Source organism: Pseudomonas sp. CC120222-01a (assembly GCF_003097235.1).
In the GTDB taxonomy this organism is placed as follows: domain Bacteria; phylum Pseudomonadota; class Gammaproteobacteria; order Pseudomonadales; family Pseudomonadaceae; genus Aquipseudomonas.
Window position 1 is genome coordinate 1 of record NZ_QEQQ01000021.1, and the last position, 17,519, is coordinate 17,519.

Genomic DNA, 17,519 nt, shown 5'->3' on the forward strand with positions numbered 1-17,519 from the left:
ACCAGAGATGATTGCGCAAGAACTTTGGGGCGTGCTGCTGGGCTACAACCTGCTGCGCTATCAGATGGTTCAGATGTCGAGGCAGTGCCCAGGTGTTTATCCCTGCGAAATGAGTTTTACCGCCTGCAGCTGGGCAATCTTGGGCTTGCTGCATGGCACATCACTGAATCATCCCGGCAACCTGCCAGGATTTCTGGCGGACTTGCAGGCATCAGCAGCGCAGTATGTCCTACCTCATCGGCGACCTGATCGTTGGTTCCCCAGAGCAGTGAAGCAACGACCAGCAAAATACCCGACCCGAAAATGAAAATGCCAGTCAGCTTAACTGACTGGCATTAGCCCGAGGGCAGCCTTTTTTTGCGTTCGGCGGGTAAGGCTTACTTGCGGTCCTTCAGCTCGACGATGTCGCGCTGCAGTTCGCCGGTGTACAGCTGGCGAGGGCGGCCGATCTTGTACGGGCTGGAGAGCATTTCTTTCCAGTGCGAGATCCAGCCGACAGTACGTGCCAGGGCGAAGATCACGGTGAACATGCTGGTCGGAATGCCGATCGCCTTCAGGATGATGCCCGAGTAGAAGTCGACGTTCGGGTACAGCGAGCGCTCGATGAAGTACGGATCGGTCAGGGCGATCTCTTCCAGGCGCATGGCCAGTTCCAGCTGTGGATCGTTCTTGATGCCCAGCTCGCCCAGGACTTCGTCGCAGGTCTTCTTCATCACGGTGGCGCGCGGGTCACGGTTCTTGTAGACGCGGTGACCGAAGCCCATGAGTTTGAACGGGTCGTTCTTGTCCTTGGCCTTGGCGATGTACTTGTCGATGTTCGAGACATCGCCAATTTCATCGAGCATGGTCAGGACCGCTTCGTTCGCACCGCCGTGGGCCGGGCCCCACAGTGCGGCGATACCGGCAGCGATACAGGCGAACGGGTTGGCGCCCGAGGAGCCTGCCAGGCGCACGGTGGAGGTGGAGGCGTTCTGCTCGTGGTCGGCGTGGAGGATGAAGATCCGGTCCATTGCCTTGGCCAGCACCGGGCTGATCGGTTTGATCTCGCACGGGGTGTTGAACATCATGTGCAGGAAGTTTTCCGCGTACGACAGGTCGTTGCGCGGGTACATCATCGGCTGGCCCATGGAGTACTTGTAAACCATCGCGGCCAGGGTCGGCATCTTGGCGACCAGGCGCACCGCGGAAATTTCGCGGTGTTGCGGGTTATTGATGTCCAGGGAGTCGTGGTAGAACGCCGACAGGGCGCCGACCACGCCGCACATCACCGCCATCGGGTGAGCGTCGCGGCGGAAACCGTTGAAGAAGGACTTCAGCTGCTCGTGAACCATGGTGTGGTTCTTGACGGTGCTGACGAACTGGGCCTTCTGCTCGGCATTCGGCAATTCGCCGTTGAGCAGCAGGTAGCAGGTTTCCAGGTAATCCGATTTCTCGGCGAGCTGTTCGATCGGGTAGCCGCGGTGCAGCAGCACGCCCTTGTCGCCGTCGATGTAGGTGATCTTCGACTCGCACGAGGCGGTCGCCATGAAACCAGGGTCGAAGGTGAAGTGACCAGTGGCCCCCAACCCGCGGACGTCGATTACATCAGGACCAACGGTGCCGGTTAAAATGGGCAGCTCGACGGGGGCAGCGCCCTCGATGACCAACTGCGCTTTTTTGTCAGCCATGTGGCCTCCTATTAATGCTTGAAATCATCAGACAGCCCCCCACGCAGGGCCCGCACCACTATAGAGAAGTAAATTCGAATGTCAATTTGCCTAAAGGCTGGTTGAAAGGCCCTCTGAAGCCTGATTTTTCTAGAATTTCTCGCCCATTTACGCCTTTTGCTCGCTAAAGGCAATCCGCTATTTGGGCTACCCCGTCACGTTGTCATAAGCAGCCTAACTGTCTATACTCGGCACCCGACTCCCAGGGGCTTGCAAGCCCGAACTGCTGGGGGTCGCCGTTCCCTGGGTGGTGGGTACCTGACCAGTACACTTACCAACAACTTTGCCCTGATTCGCTAGGGGCTCTTCAGTGTGAAAAAAGCCGTGAAAAGCCAACGACCTGTAAACCTAGACCTAAGGACCATCAAGCTTCCTGTCACTGCGTACACGTCCATTCTGCACCGTATCTCCGGCGTCATCCTGTTCCTCGGCCTTGCCATCATGCTTTATGCACTGGGCAAGTCGCTGGGTTCCGAGGAAGGCTTCGGTGAGGTGAAGGCGTGTCTGACCAGCCCGCTGGCCAAGTTCGTGACCTGGGGCCTGCTGTCCGCCCTGCTTTATCACCTCGTGGCAGGTGTACGCCACCTGATCATGGACATGGGTATCGGTGAGACGCTGGAAGGCGGCAAGCTGGGCTCGAAAATCGTGATCGTCATCTCCGTGGTGCTGATCGTTCTGGTGGGAGTTTGGGTATGGTAACCAATGTCACGAACCTGTCGCGTTCGGGCCTCTATGACTGGATGGCGCAGCGCGTATCGGCGGTCGTTCTCGCGGCTTACTTCATCTTCCTGATCGGCTACGTGGTCTGCCACCCAGGCATCGACTACACCCAGTGGCATGGTCTGTTCTCCAACAACGCGATGCGGATCTTCAGTCTGCTGGCCCTCGTTGCCCTGGGCGCTCACGCCTGGGTCGGCATGTGGACCATCGCCACCGACTACCTGACGCCAATGTCGTTCGGCAAGTCGGCGACTGCGATTCGTTTCCTGTTCCAGGCGGTATGCGGCGTTGCGATGTTCGCTTACTTCGTCTGGGGTGTGCAGATTCTCTGGGGTATCTGATCCATGGCTAGCATTCCAACCATTTCCTTCGACGCCATCATCATCGGTGGCGGCGGCGCCGGCATGCGCGCAGCGCTGCAGCTGGCCCAGGGCGGTCACAAGACTGCCGTAGTCACCAAGGTCTTCCCGACCCGTTCGCACACTGTATCCGCCCAGGGCGGCATCACCTGCGCCATCGCTTCGGCCGACCCGAACGACGACTGGCGCTGGCACATGTACGATACCGTCAAGGGTTCCGACTACATCGGTGACCAGGACGCTATCGAATACATGTGTCAGGAAGGCCCGGCTGCGGTCTTCGAGCTGGACCACATGGGTCTGCCGTTCTCGCGTACCGAAACCGGCCGTATCTACCAGCGCCCGTTCGGTGGCCAGTCCAAGGACTTCGGTAAAGGTGGCCAGGCCGCCCGTACCTGTGCCGCTTCCGACCGTACCGGTCACGCGCTGCTGCACACCCTGTACCAGGGCAACCTGAAAGCCGGTACCACCTTCCTCAACGAGTACTACGCCGTTGACCTGGTGAAGAATCAGGAAGGCGCTTTCGTCGGTGTGATCGCGATCTGCATCGAAACCGGCGAAACCATGTACATCAAGTCCAAGGCCACCGTTCTGGCCACTGGCGGTGCGGGCCGTATCTACGCGTCCACCACCAACGCCCTGATCAACACCGGTGACGGTATCGGCATGGCCCTGCGCGCAGGCGTACCGGTACAGGACATCGAGATGTGGCAGTTCCACCCGACCGGCATCGCCGGCGCCGGTGTACTGGTCACCGAAGGTTGCCGCGGTGAGGGTGGCTACCTGATCAACGCCCACGGCGAGCGCTTCATGGAGCGTTACGCGCCGAACGCGAAAGACCTGGCCGGCCGCGACGTGGTTGCCCGTTCCATGGTCAAGGAAATCATCGCCGGCAACGGCGTGGGCCCGAACAAGGACCACGTACTGCTGAAGCTGGACCACCTGGGCGAGGAGGTGCTGCACAGCCGCCTGCCAGGTATCTGCGAACTGTCCAAGACCTTCGCCCACGTCGACCCGGTGGTCGCGCCGGTGCCGGTCGTTCCGACCTGCCACTACATGATGGGTGGCGTTGCCACCAACATCCATGGCCAGGCCATCACCATGGACGAAGAAGGCAAGGATCACATCATTCCTGGCCTGTTCGCCGTAGGTGAAGTGGCGTGCGTATCGGTACACGGCGCCAACCGCCTGGGCGGTAACTCGCTGCTCGACCTGGTGGTGTTCGGCCGTGCTGCCGGCCTGCACCTGGAGAAGGCGCTGAGCGACGGCATCGAGCACCTCGACGCCAGCGACACCGACATCGATGTTGCCCTGAACCGCCTGAACAAGCTCAACGAGCGTACTTCCGGCGAAGACGTTGCCAGCCTGAAGCGCGAGCTGCAGAGCTGCATGCAGAACTACTTCGGTGTATTCCGTACTGGCGAATACATGCAGAAGGGTATCGAGCAGCTGGCCGGCCTGCGTGAGCGCATCGCCAACGTCAAGATCAACGACAAGTCCCAGGCCTTCAACACTGCGCGTATCGAAGCGCTGGAGCTGCAGAACCTGCTGGAAGTCGCCGAAGCTACCGCCATTGCGGCCGAAGCCCGTAAAGAGTCCCGCGGCGCTCACGCCCGTGAAGACTTCGAAGACCGTGACGACGAAAACTGGCTGTGCCACACCCTGTACTACCCGGGTGAGAAGCGCGTCGCCAAGCGTGGCGTCAACTTTGCGCCGAAGACTGTTCCAGCCTTCGAACCAAAAGTCCGGACTTACTAAGGGTGGCTGCTATGTTGAAAGTCGAAGTTTATCGTTACAACCCGGACACCGACTCGGCGCCCAAGATGGAGTCGTTCGACGTCGATACCGGCGGCAAGGACCTGATGGTGCTGGACGTGCTGGCGCTGATCAAGGAGAAGGACGAGGGCTTCTCGTACCGTCGCTCCTGCCGTGAAGGCGTTTGCGGTTCCGATGGCATGAACATGAACGGCAAGAACGGCCTGGCCTGCATCACGCCGCTGTCGGCTGTGGTCAAGGGCAACAAGCTGGTTCTGCGCCCGCTGCCAGGCCTGCCGGTCATTCGTGACCTGGTGGTCGACATGAGCATCTTCTACAAGCAGTACGAGAAGGTGAAGCCATTCCTGCAGAACGACACGCCGGCTCCGGCCATCGAGCGTCTGCAGTCGCCGGAAGACCGCGACAAGCTGGACGGTCTGTACGAGTGCATCCTGTGCGCTTGCTGCTCGACTTCCTGCCCGTCGTTCTGGTGGAACCCGGACAAGTTCCTGGGCCCGGCCGCCCTGCTGCAGGCCTATCGCTTCCTGGCTGACAGCCGTGACACCAAGACCCAGGAGCGCCTGGCGTCCCTGGATGACCCGTTCAGCGTATTCCGCTGCCGCGGGATCATGAACTGCGTCAACGTTTGCCCGAAGGGTCTGAACCCTACCAAGGCAATCGGTCACGTACGTAACATGCTGCTGCAAAGCGGCACCTGATACAAAGCGTTGTAACTGCAGTAAGCCGAGGTGCGGGTGGTGAGCCCGCACTGAGGTAAAACCTGAGCAAGGGCTCACAAAGCCCGCGTTCGATACCTATGAAGATATGAGACCAGCAGGGGCTTTCCGGGCTGGTACCCGGAAAATCAGCAGGATCCAAGTGGCGTGGTTCAGTCGCTTTATTCGGACTTTTCCAGGTTTGCTGTGGCTCTCGCCGATCAGTCCCCTAACCGAGGGTGACCAAGCATGCAAGAAAGCGTGATGCAGCGCATGTGGGATAGCGCCCACCTTTCAGGTGGTAACGCTGCATATGTGGAAGAGCTCTACGAGCTCTACCTGCACGACCCTAACGCTGTGCCAGAAGAGTGGCGCACTTACTTCCAGAAGTTGCCAGCCGACGGCAGCACCGCTACCGATGTATCGCACTCGACGATCCGCGACCATTTCGTACTGCTGGCAAAGAACCAGCGCCGCGCCCAACCGGTTTCCGCCGGGAGCGTGAGCACAGAACACGAGAAGAAGCAGGTTGAAGTTCTGCGACTGATCCAGGCCTATCGTATGCGCGGCCATCAGGCTGCCAAGCTCGACCCGTTGGGGTTGTGGCAGCGACCTGCGCCTGTAGACCTGTCGATCAATCACTACGGCTTGACCAATGCCGATCTTGATACGACCTTCCGTGCCGGCGACCTGTTCATCGGCAAAGAGGAGGCGAGCCTACGCGACATCTTCGAGGCACTCCAGAAGACATATTGTCGCACCATTGGCGCCGAGTTCACCCATATCGTCGATTCCGAGCAGCGCAGCTGGTTCCAGCAGCGCCTGGAAAGCGTGCGCGGCCGTCCGGAATTCTCGGTCGACGTGCAGACGCACCTGCTCGAGCGTGTGACTGCCGGTGAAGGCCTTGAGAAATACCTGGGCACCAAGTACCCAGGCACCAAGCGTTTCGGCCTCGAGGGCGGCGAAAGCCTGATCCCGATGCTGGACGAGATGATCCAGCGCTCCGGCTCCTACGGCACCAAGGAAGTCGTGATCGGCATGGCCCACCGCGGCCGTCTGAACGTGCTGGTCAACACCTTCGGCAAGAACCCGCGCGAGCTGTTCGACGAGTTCGAAGGCAAGAAGATGAATGAGCTGGGCTCCGGTGACGTGAAGTATCACCAGGGCTTCTCTTCGAACGTGATGACCCCGGGTGGCGAAGTTCACCTGGCCATGGCGTTCAACCCGTCCCACCTGGAAATCGTCTCGCCAGTGGTGGAAGGTTCGGTGCGCGCCCGTCAGGACCGTCGCAACGACACCGTGGGTGACAAGGTTCTGCCGATCTCGATCCACGGCGACGCTGCGTTCGCCGGCCAGGGCGTGGTCATGGAAACCTTCCAGATGTCGCAGACCCGCGGTTTCAAGACCGGCGGTACCGTGCACATCGTGATCAACAACCAGGTTGGTTTCACCATCAGCAACCCGCTGGACGCACGTTCCACCGAGTACGCCACCGACGTCGCCAAAATGATTCAGGCGCCGATCCTGCACGTCAACGGTGACGATCCGGAAGCGGTGCTGTTCGTGACCCAGCTGGCCATCGATTACCGCATGCAGTTCAAGCGTGACGTGGTCATCGACCTGGTCTGCTACCGTCGCCGCGGCCACAACGAGGCCGACGAACCGAACGGCACCCAGCCTTTGATGTACCAGCAGATCACCAAGCAGCGCACCACCCGTGAGCTGTACGCTGATTCGCTGATCCAGGCCGGTCGCATCGATGCCGAGCGTGCTCAGGCCAAGATCGACGAGTACCGCAACGCCCTGGACAACGGCCTGCACGTGGTGAAGAGCCTGGTCAAGGAGCCGAACCGCGAGCTGTTCGTCGACTGGCGTCCGTACCTGGGCCATGCCTGGACCGCGCGTCACGACACCCGCTTCGACCTCAAGACCCTGCAGGACCTGTCGGCCAAGCTGCTGGAGCTGCCGGAAGGCTTCGTCGTCCAGCGCCAGGTCGCGAAGATCTACGAAGATCGCCAGAAGATGCAGGCCGGTGGCTTGCCGATCAACTGGGGCTATGCAGAGACCATGGCCTACGCCACCCTGCAGTTCGAAGGTCACCCGATCCGCATGACCGGCCAGGACATCGGCCGTGGCACCTTCTCGCACCGTCACGCGGTGCTGCACAACCAGAAGGACGCCAGCACCTACGTACCGCTGAAGAACCTGTTCCCGGGCCAGCCACGTTTCGACCTGTACGACTCCTTCCTGTCGGAAGAGGCAGTACTGGCCTTCGAATACGGCTACTCGACCACCACGCCGAACGCGCTGGTGATCTGGGAAGCCCAGTTCGGCGACTTCGCCAACGGTGCCCAGGTGGTGATCGACCAGTTCATCACCAGCGGCGAGCACAAGTGGGGCCGCCTGTGCGGTCTGACCATGCTGCTGCCACACGGTTATGAAGGGCAGGGCCCGGAGCACTCCTCCGCGCGTCTGGAGCGTTACCTGCAGCTGTGCGCCGAGCACAACATTCAGGTCTGCGTACCGACCACCCCGGCACAGATCTACCACCTGCTGCGTCGCCAGGTCATTCGCCCGCTGCGCAAGCCGCTGGTGGTCCTGACGCCGAAGTCGCTGCTGCGCCACAAGCTGGCCATCTCGACCCTGGAAGACCTGGCAGAAGGCTCGTTCCAGACCGTGATCCCGGAAATCGACACCCTCGATCCGGCCAAGGTCGAACGCCTGGTCCTGTGCAGCGGCAAGGTCTACTACGACCTGCTGGAAAAACGCCGTGCCGAAGGCCGTGAAGACATCGCGATCCTGCGTCTGGAACAGCTGTATCCGTTCCCTGAAGACGACCTGGTCGAAATCCTGGCGCAATACACCAACCTCAAGCATGCGGTCTGGTGCCAGGAAGAACCGATGAACCAGGGCGCCTGGTACAGCAGTCAGCACCACATGCGCCGTATCCTGGGCCGCCACAACAAGGCGCTGGTCCTGGAATACGCCGGCCGCGACGCTTCCGCCGCGCCAGCCTGTGGTTACGCATCGAAGCACGCCGAACAGCAGGAAAAACTGCTGCAAGACGCCTTCACTGTTTAATGCCTTCGCGCACCTGAAACCGAATTTAAGGAAACACAGATAATGGCTATCGAGATCAAAGCCCCAACCTTCCCGGAATCGGTTGCCGATGGCACCGTTGCCACCTGGCACAAGCAGCCTGGCGATGCCGTCAAGCGTGACGAGCTGATCGTCGACATCGAGACCGACAAGGTCGTCCTGGAAGTGCTGGCCACCGCCGACGGCGTGCTGGGCGCCATCGTCAAGGGCGAGGGCGACACCGTCCTGTCCGACGAAGTACTGGGTTCGATCGTTGAAGGCGGTGCTGCCGCCGCCGCTCCAGCTGCTGCCCCGGCTGCCGCTGCTCCGGCTGCCGCGGCTGCCGACGCTGGCGAAGACGACCCGATCGCTGCTCCTGCCGCGCGCAAGCTGGCTGAAGAGAGCGGTATCGACCTGGCTACCGTTGCCGGCACCGGCAAAGGTGGTCGCATCACCAAGGAAGACGTCGTCGCCGCCGTCGCCAACAAGAAGTCGGCTCCGGCTCCTGCGGCCAAGCCTGCCGCTGCTGCCGCTGCTGCCCCGGTTGTGGTTGCCGCTGGCGACCGTACCGAGAAGCGCGTGCCGATGACCCGCCTGCGCGCCAAGATCGCCGAGCGTCTGGTCGAAGCCCAGTCGAACATGGCCATGCTGACCACCTTCAACGAAGTCGACATGACCGAAGTCATGGCCCTGCGTTCGAAGTACAAGGACCTGTTCGAGAAGACCCACAACGGCGTACGCCTGGGCTTCATGTCGTTCTTCGTCAAGGCCGCCACCGAAGCCCTGAAGCGCTTCCCGGCTGTCAACGCGTCGATCGACGGCAACGACATCGTCTACCACGGCTTCGCCGACGTCGGCGTTGCCGTGTCCAGCGACCGTGGCCTGGTGGTACCGGTACTGCGTAACGCCGAGTCGATGAGCCTGGCTGAAATCGAGAACGGCATTGCCACCTTCGGCAAGAAGGCCCGTGACGGCAAGCTGGCCATCGAAGAGATGACCGGCGGCACCTTCACCATCACCAACGGCGGTACTTTCGGCTCGATGATGTCGACCCCGATCGTCAACCCGCCACAGGCTGCCATCCTGGGCATGCACAACATCATCCAGCGCCCGATGGCCATCAATGGCCAAGTGGTTATTCGCCCGATGATGTACCTGGCACTGTCCTACGATCACCGCCTGATCGATGGCAAGGAAGCGGTAACCTTCCTGGTCACCATCAAGAACCTGCTGGAAGATCCGTCTCGCCTGCTGCTGGACATCTAACCCTCTGGCTGCGTACCGTGCCGGCCCTGGCTTCGCGAGAAGCCATGCCGCGCGGTCCGCGGCCTGTAGCTTGTAGCTGATAAGGAATCTTTTATGACCCAGAAATTCGACGTAGTGGTAATCGGTGCAGGTCCTGGCGGCTATGTTGCTGCCATCAAGGCCGCACAACTTGGTCTGAAGACTGCCTGTATCGAGAAGTACACCGACGCCGAGGGCAAGCTGGCCCTGGGCGGCACCTGCCTGAACGTAGGCTGCATCCCGTCCAAGGCGCTGCTGGACAGCTCCTGGAAGTACAAGGAAGCCAAAGAGAGCTTCAACGTCCACGGTATCTCCACTGGCGAAGTGAAGATGGACGTCGCCGCGATGGTTGGCCGCAAGGCTGGCATCGTGAAGAACCTGACCGGTGGCGTTGCCACTCTGTTCAAGGCCAACGGCGTTACCTCGATCCAGGGCCACGGCAAGCTGCTGGCTGGCAAGAAGGTCGAAGTCACCAAGGCTGACGGCACCACCGAAGTCATCGAAGCCGAGAACGTGATCCTCGCTTCCGGCTCGCGTCCGATCGACATTCCGCCGGCTCCGGTCGACCAGAACGTCATCGTCGACTCCACTGGCGCCCTGGAATTCCAGACCGTACCGAAGCGCCTGGGCGTGATCGGTGCCGGCGTGATCGGCCTGGAGCTGGGCTCGGTATGGGCTCGCCTGGGTGCTGAAGTCACCGTCCTGGAAGCCCTGGACACCTTCCTGATGGCTGCCGACACCGCCGTGTCGAAAGAAGCCCAGAAGACCCTGACCAAACAAGGCCTGGACATCAAGCTGGGCGCTCGCGTCACCGGCTCGAAAGTCAATAGCAACGAAGTCGAAGTGACCTACACCAACGCCGAAGGCGAGCAGAAGATCACCTTCGACAAGCTGATCGTTGCGGTCGGCCGTCGTCCGGTGACCACCGATCTGCTGGCTGCCGACAGCGGCGTGACCATCGATGAGCGTGGCTACATCTTCGTCGACGACTACTGCGCTACCAGCGTTCCGGGCGTCTACGCCATCGGTGACGTGGTGCGTGGCATGATGCTGGCGCACAAGGCCTCGGAAGAGGGCATCATGGTCGTCGAGCGCATCAAGGGCCACAAGGCTCAGATGAACTACGACCTGATCCCGTCGGTCATCTACACCCACCCGGAAATCGCGTGGGTCGGCAAGACCGAACAAGCCTTGAAGGCCGAGGGTGTTGAGGTTAACGTAGGCACCTTCCCGTTCGCGGCCAGCGGCCGTGCGATGGCAGCCAACGATACCGGTGGTTTCGTCAAGGTCATCGCCGACGCCAAGACCGACCGCGTCCTGGGTGTTCACGTGATTGGCCCGTCGGCTGCCGAACTGGTACAGCAGGGCGCAATCGCAATGGAATTCGGCACCAGTGCCGAGGATCTGGGCATGATGGTCTTCAGCCATCCAACCCTGTCCGAAGCGTTGCATGAAGCAGCGCTGGCAGTGAATGGCGGCGCCATTCACGTGGCCAACCGTAAGAAGCGTTAATTATAAGAAACCACGGCGGGCTGCCCGTCGTGAGTCTTGCGCGCATGACTCACCGCGGAACGTCCGCCGGACCGGACTACACGGGAAAACCCGGGGTCAATGGTCACAGGTGGTGCGGCGCCAGTAATGGCGCAGCGCCGAAGCGCAGTACCTAACGAAGACGGTAAAAAGCATGAATCTTCACGAGTATCAGGGTAAGCAGCTGTTCGCTGAATACGGCCTGCCAGTTTCCAAGGGTTTCGCTGTCGATACCCCTGAGCAAGCTGCAGAAGCCTGCGACAAGATCGGCGGGAACGAGTGGGTAGTAAAAGCCCAGGTTCACGCGGGTGGTCGCGGTAAAGCGGGCGGCGTCAAGCTGGTTCGCAGCAAGGAAGACGCCAAGGCGTTCGCTGCACAGTGGTTGGGCAAGAATCTGGTTACCTACCAGACCGATGCCAACGGTCAACCCGTCTCCAAGATTCTGGTCGAATCCTGCACTGACATCGCCAAAGAGCTGTACCTGGGCGCTGTAGTAGATCGTTCGAGCCGCCGTATCGTGTTCATGGCTTCCACCGAAGGTGGCGTGGACATCGAGAAAGTTGCTCACGAAACGCCTGAGAAGATCCTCAAGGCTACCATCGACCCACTGGTTGGCGCTCAGCCGTTCCAGGGTCGTGAGCTGGCATTCCAGCTGGGTCTGGAAGGCAAGCAAGTTCAACAGTTCGCCAAGATCTTCGTGGGCCTGGCCAAGCTGTTCAAGGATCACGATCTGGCCCTGCTGGAAGTGAACCCGCTGGTGATCAAGGCCGACGGCGACCTGCACTGCCTCGATGCCAAGATCAACATCGACGCCAACGCCATGTACCGTCAGCCTAAGCTGAAGACCTTCCACGACCCGTCGCAGGACGACGCCCGTGAAGCCCACGCTGCCAAGTTCGAACTGAACTACGTTGCCCTCGAAGGCAACATCGGCTGCATGGTCAACGGTGCCGGCCTGGCCATGGGTACCATGGACATCGTCAACCTGCACGGCGGCAAGCCAGCCAACTTCCTCGACGTGGGCGGCGGCGCTACCAAAGAGCGCGTTACCGAAGCGTTCAAGATCATTCTGTCCGACAGCAATGTCGCGGCCGTTCTGGTCAACATCTTCGGCGGCATCGTTCGCTGCGACATGATTGCCGAAGGCATCATCGGTGCAGTGAAAGAAGTCGGCGTGAAAGTTCCGGTTGTCGTTCGCCTCGAAGGCAACAACGCCGAACTGGGCGCTAAAGTACTGGCAGAAAGCGGTTTGAACATCATTGCGGCCACCAGCCTGACCGACGCTGCTCAACAAGTTGTCAAAGCTGCGGAGGGCAAGTAATGAGCGTCCTGATCAATAAAGATACCAAAGTCATCTGCCAGGGCTTCACCGGCTCGCAGGGTACTTTCCACTCCGAACAAGCCATCGCCTACGGCACCAAGATGGTCGGCGGCGTTACCCCAGGCAAGGGTGGCACCACCCACCTGGGCCTGCCGGTGTTCAACACCGTCAAGGAAGCCGTGGAAGCTACCGGCGCTGACGCTTCGGTTATCTACGTTCCGGCTCCTTTCTGCAAGGACTCGATCCTGGAAGCAGCTTTCGGCGGCATCAAGCTGATCGTCTGCATCACCGAAGGCATTCCTACCCTGGACATGCTGGATGCCAAGGTCAAGTGCGACGAGCTGGGCGTGACCCTGATCGGCCCTAACTGCCCAGGTGTCATCACCCCGGGCGAGTGCAAGATCGGCATCATGCCAGGCCACATTCACCTGCCAGGCAAGGTCGGTATCGTTTCGCGTTCCGGCACCCTGACCTACGAAGCGGTCAAGCAGACCACCGACGCCGGCTTCGGCCAGTCGACCTGCGTGGGCATCGGCGGCGACCCGATCCCAGGCTCCAACTTCATCGACATCCTGAAGCTGTTCCAGGAAGATCCGAAGACCGAAGCGATCGTCATGATCGGTGAGATCGGCGGTTCGGCTGAAGAAGAAGCGGCGGCCTACATCAAGGCCAACGTCACCAAGCCAGTCGTTTCCTACATCGCCGGTGTTACCGCACCTGCGGGCAAGCGCATGGGCCACGCTGGCGCCATCATCTCCGGCGGCAAGGGCACTGCGGACGAGAAGTTCGCTGCGCTGCAGGACGCTGGTGTGAAGACCGTGCGTTCCTTGGCTGACATCGGCAAGGCCCTGGCCGAGCTGACCGGCTGGGAAGCCAAGAAGTAATACCTGCTACACCCCCCACGCGCACAGAGGCCACCTTCGGGTGGCCTTTGTCGTTATTGGCTCAGTGTTTTCAGGTCCGGCCTCTTCGCGGGCCACAGGTTATGCGCAATCTTTGTGGGAGCGGGCTTGCCCGCGAAGAGGCCGGACCTGAAAACACAGATTATTCGATCGGTTCGATAGGAATTTTGAAGCAGACGTATGTTTCAATCCGAGGATAATCCCTACTGTTCTCGGTCACACAGACGACAAACATGTACGCACATCGGACAAGCAGCACTGTGCCAGTGCGTTTGCCGGGTAAAACGGTTAATCTACGCGTTCACTCTGTGCCCGTACCCCAAAAGGGAACGACACGCTAAACGGGTCTGGCCTATCAAGCCGGGCAGCATTTCCCCTCATCCAAAGGGAAATCCCCTCTCGAATCCCGATTTCAGCAGTGTGGTACTACCTTAAATGAAAGTTCTCAAAGGCCAGGATATCCTGGCGCTTGGCTTTATGACGTTTGCGCTTTTCGTGGGCGCTGGCAACATCATCTTCCCGCCTATCGTCGGTCTGCAGTCTGGCCCGCACGTGTGGATGGCGGCCCTGGGCTTCCTGGTCACTGCCGTTGGCCTGCCGGTCATCACCGTGGTCGCACTGGCCAAGGTCGGTGGCGGCATGGACGCTCTGAGCAGCCCGATCGGCAAGTTCTTCGGCGGCCTGCTGGCGGCCGTGTGCTACCTGTCGGTAGGCCCGCTGTTCGCGACGCCGCGTACCGCGACCGTATCGTTCGAAGTGGGTGTGGCGCCGCTGACCGGTGAAAGCCCGACGGCGTTGTTCATCTACAGCCTGGTGTACTTCGCCGTGGTGCTGGCCGTGTCCATGTACCCGGGCAAGCTGCTCGACACTGTCGGCCGCTTCCTCGCGCCACTGAAGATCATCGCCTTGGCGGCACTGGGCATCGCTGCTTTCGCCCTGCCTGCCGGGACCATTGGTGAAGCGCAGCCGGCCTATGCTGCTGCCGCCTTTTCCAAGGGCTTCTCTGACGGTTACCTGACCATGGATACCCTCGGTGCCCTGGTATTCGGTATCGTCATCGTCAACGCCATCCGCTCGCGTGGTGTCGAGTCGCCGAAGCTGATCACCCGCTACGCCATCATCGCCGGCCTGATCGCCGGTGTCGGCCTGGCCCTGGTGTACATCAGCCTGTTCCGCCTGGGCGCCACCAGCCACGACATCGCCGCCGATGCCACCAACGGTGCCGCCGTTCTGCACGCCTATGTGCAGCACACCTTCGGCTCGCTGGGCAGCGGCTTCCTTGCCGTACTGATCGCCCTGGCGTGCCTGGTGACTGCAGTGGGCCTGACCTGCGCCTGTGCCGAGTACTTCAGCCAGATCCTGCCGCTGTCGTACCGTGCACTGGTGGTGATCCTGGCGGGCTTCTCGCTGCTGATCTCCAACCTGGGCCTGACCAAGCTGATCATGTTCTCGATCCCGGTGCTGACCGCCATCTATCCGCCATGCATCGTGGTGGTGGGCCTGAGCTTCGTGAAGGACCTGTGGAATTCGCCGACCCGCATCCTGGCCCCAGTGATGCTGGTGTCGCTGGTGTTCGGTATCGTCGATGCGATCAAGGGTAGTGATATTGCCCATGTGCTGCCGGACGTTCTGGCGCACCTGCCGCTGAGCGATCAGGGCCTGGCCTGGCTGGTGCCTTCGGTGGTAACGCTGGTTGGCGCCGTGGCCTGTGACCGCATGCTCGGCAAGCCGCGCGAAGCGTTGGCCTGATGGCAACAGTTGAAGCCTGAGGGCGGCACCGGCCACAAGCCATAGGGTGCACGCCAAGGGTGGAGACTCGAAAGCCCCGTATCCGCGAGGATGCGGGGCTTTTTCGTTTCAGGTTGTGCCTTTTATCGCTTGTAGGCGTCGAAACCCGGTCACTATTCTTTGTGCACCTGGCCCTCGGGAATCCTGCATGAACTTCATCCAAAGCAACCTCCATAACCTCCTGGCCGTCTGCTGGTTCGCCCTCTGCTGGGGCGGCTACACCCGCTATGCCATCTGGAAGGGCCGCGACACCGCGTGCCTGGCCAGCGTGTTGCACCTGTACCGGGAAGACTGGATGCGCCGCATGCTGCTGCGCGACAACCGCATCGCCGACGCCAGCGTGATCGGCAACCTGGAGCGCAATGCCTCGTTTTTCGCCTCCAGTACCCTGATCATCCTCGCCGGTATTCTCACCGTGCTGGGCGCTTCGGATCGTGCCCTGTCGTTGCTCGCGGACCTGCCGCTGGTGCAGCAGGCGTCCCAAGGCATGTCGGAGATCAAGCTGCTGTGCCTGGCAATGGTCTTCGTCTACGCCTTCTTTACCTTCAGCTGGTGCATGCGTCAGTACAACTTTGCTGCGGTACTGGTGGGGTCCGCGCCAATGATCGGTGAACGCCAGGTCAATGAGCTGGAGCGCAAGGCGTTTGCCTCACGTGCGGCGCGGGTGCTATCGCTGGCAGCCAACCAGTTCAACTTCGGCCTGCGTTCTTATTACTTCGGCATGGCCATGCTTACCTGGTTCATCAGCCCCTGGCTATTCATGGTCATGAGTGTGGGTGTGGTGCTGGTTCTGTATCGCCGTGAGTTCCATTCCGATGTGTTGGACGTCATGGTGTTCACGCCCACTGAAAGTGCGCCGACAGAAGTGCCCAAGGAAAGTTCCAGCAGTATTAACTGAAACGTTTAATCCAGTTAATGCAGGCACAAAAAAACCCGACAATGTCGGGTTTTTTTGTTTCGGTCGATTACTGCTTGGCAGGCTCGGCCGGAGTGGCAGGCGCGGTTTCCGGCGCCGGAGTAGTCGGGGCAGCCTCTTCGGCGGCCTTCTTCTCGGCTTCGGCCTGATCTTTGGCGGCTTCGGCGTTTTCCTTGGCGGCGTCGTTCATTTTATCCTGAGCTTCGCCCATCTTTTCCTGGGCTTGCTCGGCGTGTTGCTGTGCGTCTTGGGCTTTGTCTTCGCTCGCTTTATCGCAAGCAGCCAGGCCCATGGCAGCAGCCAGCATCAGAGCAAAAGCAAAAGGTTTACGCATGGGGGTGTTTCTCCTTGGTGGAATAATTGACTTGTTCCTTCGAGTTCAATCACGCGGAATAAGTTCCGCAGAGGTTACAGATATATAACGCCCCGTTCTATATAGACTTTTTATTGATTTTATGCCGCTGCGGCAGTGCTTACGGAACTCGCCTATGAACGATCAAAGCTTGTTGGCCATGGCTGAGCGTTTTCTCTCGGCATTGAAACATTGCCAGCGATTGCAGATGCGCGTTGCCCATGCTGACAGTGAAGGTATGACGCTGGTCATGCCCTGGTCGCCAGCGATCGTCGGCAACCCGCAGACCGGCGCGGTGCACGGTGGTGCCCTGACCACGTTGATGGATACCACCTGTGGCATGGCCACGTTGTGCGTGTTGCCGCGCTTCGAGGTGTGCCCGACGCTCGACCTGCGCATCGACTACATGCACCCGTCCGCACCCGGCAAGCCGATCTACGGCCATGCGCATTGCTATCGCGTGACCCGTGACGTCATTTTCACCCGCGGCACCGCCTACCAGGACGACCCCGGGCAGCCGATCTGCCAGGTGGTCGGTACCTTCATGCGCCTGGGCCAGGAGATCAAGGGTGGCATCCGTTTCGGCAACAGCCTGAAGGAGGGCGGGGCATGATCCCTGAAGACGTTCGCCAGCAGTTGAACGCGGCTCACGCGGTTGGCGACTACGGCCCCTTGCTGGCCTTGATCCCTTACGCCGGCCTGATCGGCATCGAGTGCCAGCGCGAGGGTGACGACCTGCTGTTCCGCCTGCCGGCCAGTGAGGACAACATAGGCAACCCGTTGTTGCCGGCCATCCATGGTGGCGTCATCGCCGGCTTCATGGAGCTCTCTGCGGCCCTGTACCTGCTGATCTACAGCGAGAGCGCGAGTATCCCGAAGATCATCGATTTCTCCATCGACTACCTGCGCGCGGGGCATTTTCGCGACACCTATGCCCAGTGCCAGCTATGGCGCCAGGGCCGGCGGGTGACCAACGTGGCGATCACCGCTTGGCAAGGTGATCGGCAGTCGCCGATCGCTACCGCCCGCGCGCATTTCAAGATCGAACCGGAAAAGCCCTTGAAATCGTCCGGGCAGCCCCCATCTGCATGA

At 60.6% G+C, this 17,519-nt stretch carries 15 protein-coding genes and 1 pseudogene; 14 read left to right on the forward strand and 2 right to left on the reverse strand.

Features of this window, described 5'->3' with window-relative positions:
• Positions 1 to 307 (forward strand): annotated as a pseudogene (locus N430_RS22550) (IS4 family transposase); the annotation flags it as partial.
• 70 nt (positions 308 to 377) lie between these two features.
• Here N430_RS22550 and gltA read toward each other — a convergent pair.
• The gene (gene gltA / locus N430_RS22555; RefSeq protein WP_054899921.1) at positions 378 to 1,667 is read right to left on the reverse strand and encodes a citrate synthase; all 1,290 of its coding nucleotides are present in this window, start codon (positions 1,665 to 1,667) and stop codon (positions 378 to 380) included.
• 351 nt (positions 1,668 to 2,018) lie between these two features.
• Here gltA and sdhC point away from each other — a divergent pair, with 351 nt between their 5' ends.
• The 11 genes from sdhC to N430_RS22610 all read left to right on the forward strand — a co-directional run bounded on the left by sdhC (position 2,019) and on the right by N430_RS22610 (position 16,057).
• Positions 2,019 to 2,405 (forward strand): succinate dehydrogenase, cytochrome b556 subunit, encoded by a 387-nt coding sequence (gene sdhC, locus N430_RS22560; protein WP_012315350.1) that lies wholly within the window; start codon positions 2,019 to 2,021, stop codon positions 2,403 to 2,405.
• Entirely contained in the window at positions 2,399 to 2,767 is a 369-nt protein-coding gene (sdhD, locus tag N430_RS22565; RefSeq protein WP_027921320.1) for a succinate dehydrogenase, hydrophobic membrane anchor protein, read from the forward strand. The genes sdhC and sdhD overlap by 7 nt, the downstream gene beginning before the upstream one ends.
• A gap of 3 nt (positions 2,768 to 2,770) precedes the next feature.
• Entirely contained in the window at positions 2,771 to 4,543 is a 1,773-nt protein-coding gene (gene sdhA / locus N430_RS22570) for a succinate dehydrogenase flavoprotein subunit (RefSeq protein WP_103446607.1), read from the forward strand.
• Between the two features lie 11 nt (positions 4,544 to 4,554).
• Positions 4,555 to 5,259 carry a succinate dehydrogenase iron-sulfur subunit gene (locus N430_RS22575; RefSeq protein WP_016711649.1) on the forward strand — a complete coding sequence of 235 codons (705 nt, stop codon included), beginning with the start codon at positions 4,555 to 4,557 and terminating at the stop codon, positions 5,257 to 5,259.
• Positions 5,260 to 5,505: 246 nt separating this feature from the next.
• Positions 5,506 to 8,337, forward strand: a complete 2,832-nt coding sequence (locus tag N430_RS22580; RefSeq protein ID WP_110639018.1) for a 2-oxoglutarate dehydrogenase E1 component — start codon at positions 5,506 to 5,508, stop codon at positions 8,335 to 8,337.
• A 42-nt stretch (positions 8,338 to 8,379) separates the two neighbouring features.
• Positions 8,380 to 9,600: a 2-oxoglutarate dehydrogenase complex dihydrolipoyllysine-residue succinyltransferase gene (gene odhB, locus N430_RS22585; protein ID WP_110639019.1), complete on the forward strand. Its 1,221-nt coding sequence runs from the start codon at positions 8,380 to 8,382 to the stop codon at positions 9,598 to 9,600.
• 93 nt (positions 9,601 to 9,693) lie between these two features.
• Entirely contained in the window at positions 9,694 to 11,130 is a 1,437-nt protein-coding gene (gene lpdA / locus N430_RS22590; RefSeq protein ID WP_110639020.1) for a dihydrolipoyl dehydrogenase, read from the forward strand.
• A 172-nt stretch (positions 11,131 to 11,302) separates the two neighbouring features.
• Positions 11,303 to 12,469 carry an ADP-forming succinate--CoA ligase subunit beta gene (gene sucC / locus N430_RS22595; RefSeq protein ID WP_003254205.1) on the forward strand — a complete coding sequence of 389 codons (1,167 nt, stop codon included), beginning with the start codon at positions 11,303 to 11,305 and terminating at the stop codon, positions 12,467 to 12,469.
• Positions 12,469 to 13,353 carry a succinate--CoA ligase subunit alpha gene (sucD, locus tag N430_RS22600; protein ID WP_016393102.1) on the forward strand — a complete coding sequence of 295 codons (885 nt, stop codon included), beginning with the start codon at positions 12,469 to 12,471 and terminating at the stop codon, positions 13,351 to 13,353. Before sucC ends, sucD begins: the two co-directional genes overlap by 1 nt.
• A gap of 453 nt (positions 13,354 to 13,806) precedes the next feature.
• Positions 13,807 to 15,120, forward strand: coding sequence for a branched-chain amino acid transport system II carrier protein (gene brnQ / locus N430_RS22605; protein ID WP_110639021.1), 1,314 nt, complete (start codon positions 13,807 to 13,809; stop codon positions 15,118 to 15,120).
• Between the two features lie 187 nt (positions 15,121 to 15,307).
• The gene (locus N430_RS22610) at positions 15,308 to 16,057 is read left to right on the forward strand and encodes a DUF599 domain-containing protein (protein ID WP_110639022.1); all 750 of its coding nucleotides are present in this window, start codon (positions 15,308 to 15,310) and stop codon (positions 16,055 to 16,057) included.
• 67 nt (positions 16,058 to 16,124) lie between these two features.
• Here N430_RS22610 and N430_RS22615 read toward each other — a convergent pair whose 3' ends face one another.
• Positions 16,125 to 16,409: a hypothetical protein gene (locus N430_RS22615; protein ID WP_110639023.1), complete on the reverse strand. Its 285-nt coding sequence runs from the start codon at positions 16,407 to 16,409 to the stop codon at positions 16,125 to 16,127.
• 154 nt (positions 16,410 to 16,563) lie between these two features.
• Between N430_RS22615 and N430_RS22620 the strand changes: the two genes are divergently transcribed.
• On the forward strand, positions 16,564 to 17,040 hold the full coding sequence (locus N430_RS22620; RefSeq protein ID WP_110639024.1) for a PaaI family thioesterase: 477 nt from the start codon (positions 16,564 to 16,566) through the stop codon (positions 17,038 to 17,040).
• Positions 17,037 to 17,519, forward strand: coding sequence for a PaaI family thioesterase (locus N430_RS22625; protein ID WP_110639025.1), 483 nt, complete (start codon positions 17,037 to 17,039; stop codon positions 17,517 to 17,519). The genes N430_RS22620 and N430_RS22625 overlap by 4 nt, the downstream gene beginning before the upstream one ends.

Excerpts from the sequence above, each read along its gene's own strand:
- gltA (WP_054899921.1), bottom strand. The coding sequence starts at position 1,667 with ATGGCTGACAAAAAAGCGCAGTTGGTCATCGAGGGCGCTGCCCCCGTC.
- sdhD (WP_027921320.1), top strand. The coding sequence starts at position 2,399 with ATGGTAACCAATGTCACGAACCTGTCGCGTTCGGGCCTCTATGACTGG.
- sdhA (WP_103446607.1), top strand. The coding sequence starts at position 2,771 with ATGGCTAGCATTCCAACCATTTCCTTCGACGCCATCATCATCGGTGGC.
- N430_RS22575 (WP_016711649.1), top strand. The coding sequence starts at position 4,555 with ATGTTGAAAGTCGAAGTTTATCGTTACAACCCGGACACCGACTCGGCG.
- N430_RS22580 (WP_110639018.1), top strand. The coding sequence starts at position 5,506 with ATGCAAGAAAGCGTGATGCAGCGCATGTGGGATAGCGCCCACCTTTCA.
- odhB (WP_110639019.1), top strand. The coding sequence starts at position 8,380 with ATGGCTATCGAGATCAAAGCCCCAACCTTCCCGGAATCGGTTGCCGAT.
- lpdA (WP_110639020.1), top strand. The coding sequence starts at position 9,694 with ATGACCCAGAAATTCGACGTAGTGGTAATCGGTGCAGGTCCTGGCGGC.
- sucC (WP_003254205.1), top strand. The coding sequence starts at position 11,303 with ATGAATCTTCACGAGTATCAGGGTAAGCAGCTGTTCGCTGAATACGGC.
- sucD (WP_016393102.1), top strand. The coding sequence starts at position 12,469 with ATGAGCGTCCTGATCAATAAAGATACCAAAGTCATCTGCCAGGGCTTC.
- brnQ (WP_110639021.1), top strand. The coding sequence starts at position 13,807 with ATGAAAGTTCTCAAAGGCCAGGATATCCTGGCGCTTGGCTTTATGACG.
- N430_RS22610 (WP_110639022.1), top strand. The coding sequence starts at position 15,308 with ATGAACTTCATCCAAAGCAACCTCCATAACCTCCTGGCCGTCTGCTGG.
- N430_RS22615 (WP_110639023.1), bottom strand. The coding sequence starts at position 16,409 with ATGCGTAAACCTTTTGCTTTTGCTCTGATGCTGGCTGCTGCCATGGGC.
- N430_RS22620 (WP_110639024.1), top strand. The coding sequence starts at position 16,564 with ATGAACGATCAAAGCTTGTTGGCCATGGCTGAGCGTTTTCTCTCGGCA.
- N430_RS22625 (WP_110639025.1), top strand. The coding sequence starts at position 17,037 with ATGATCCCTGAAGACGTTCGCCAGCAGTTGAACGCGGCTCACGCGGTT.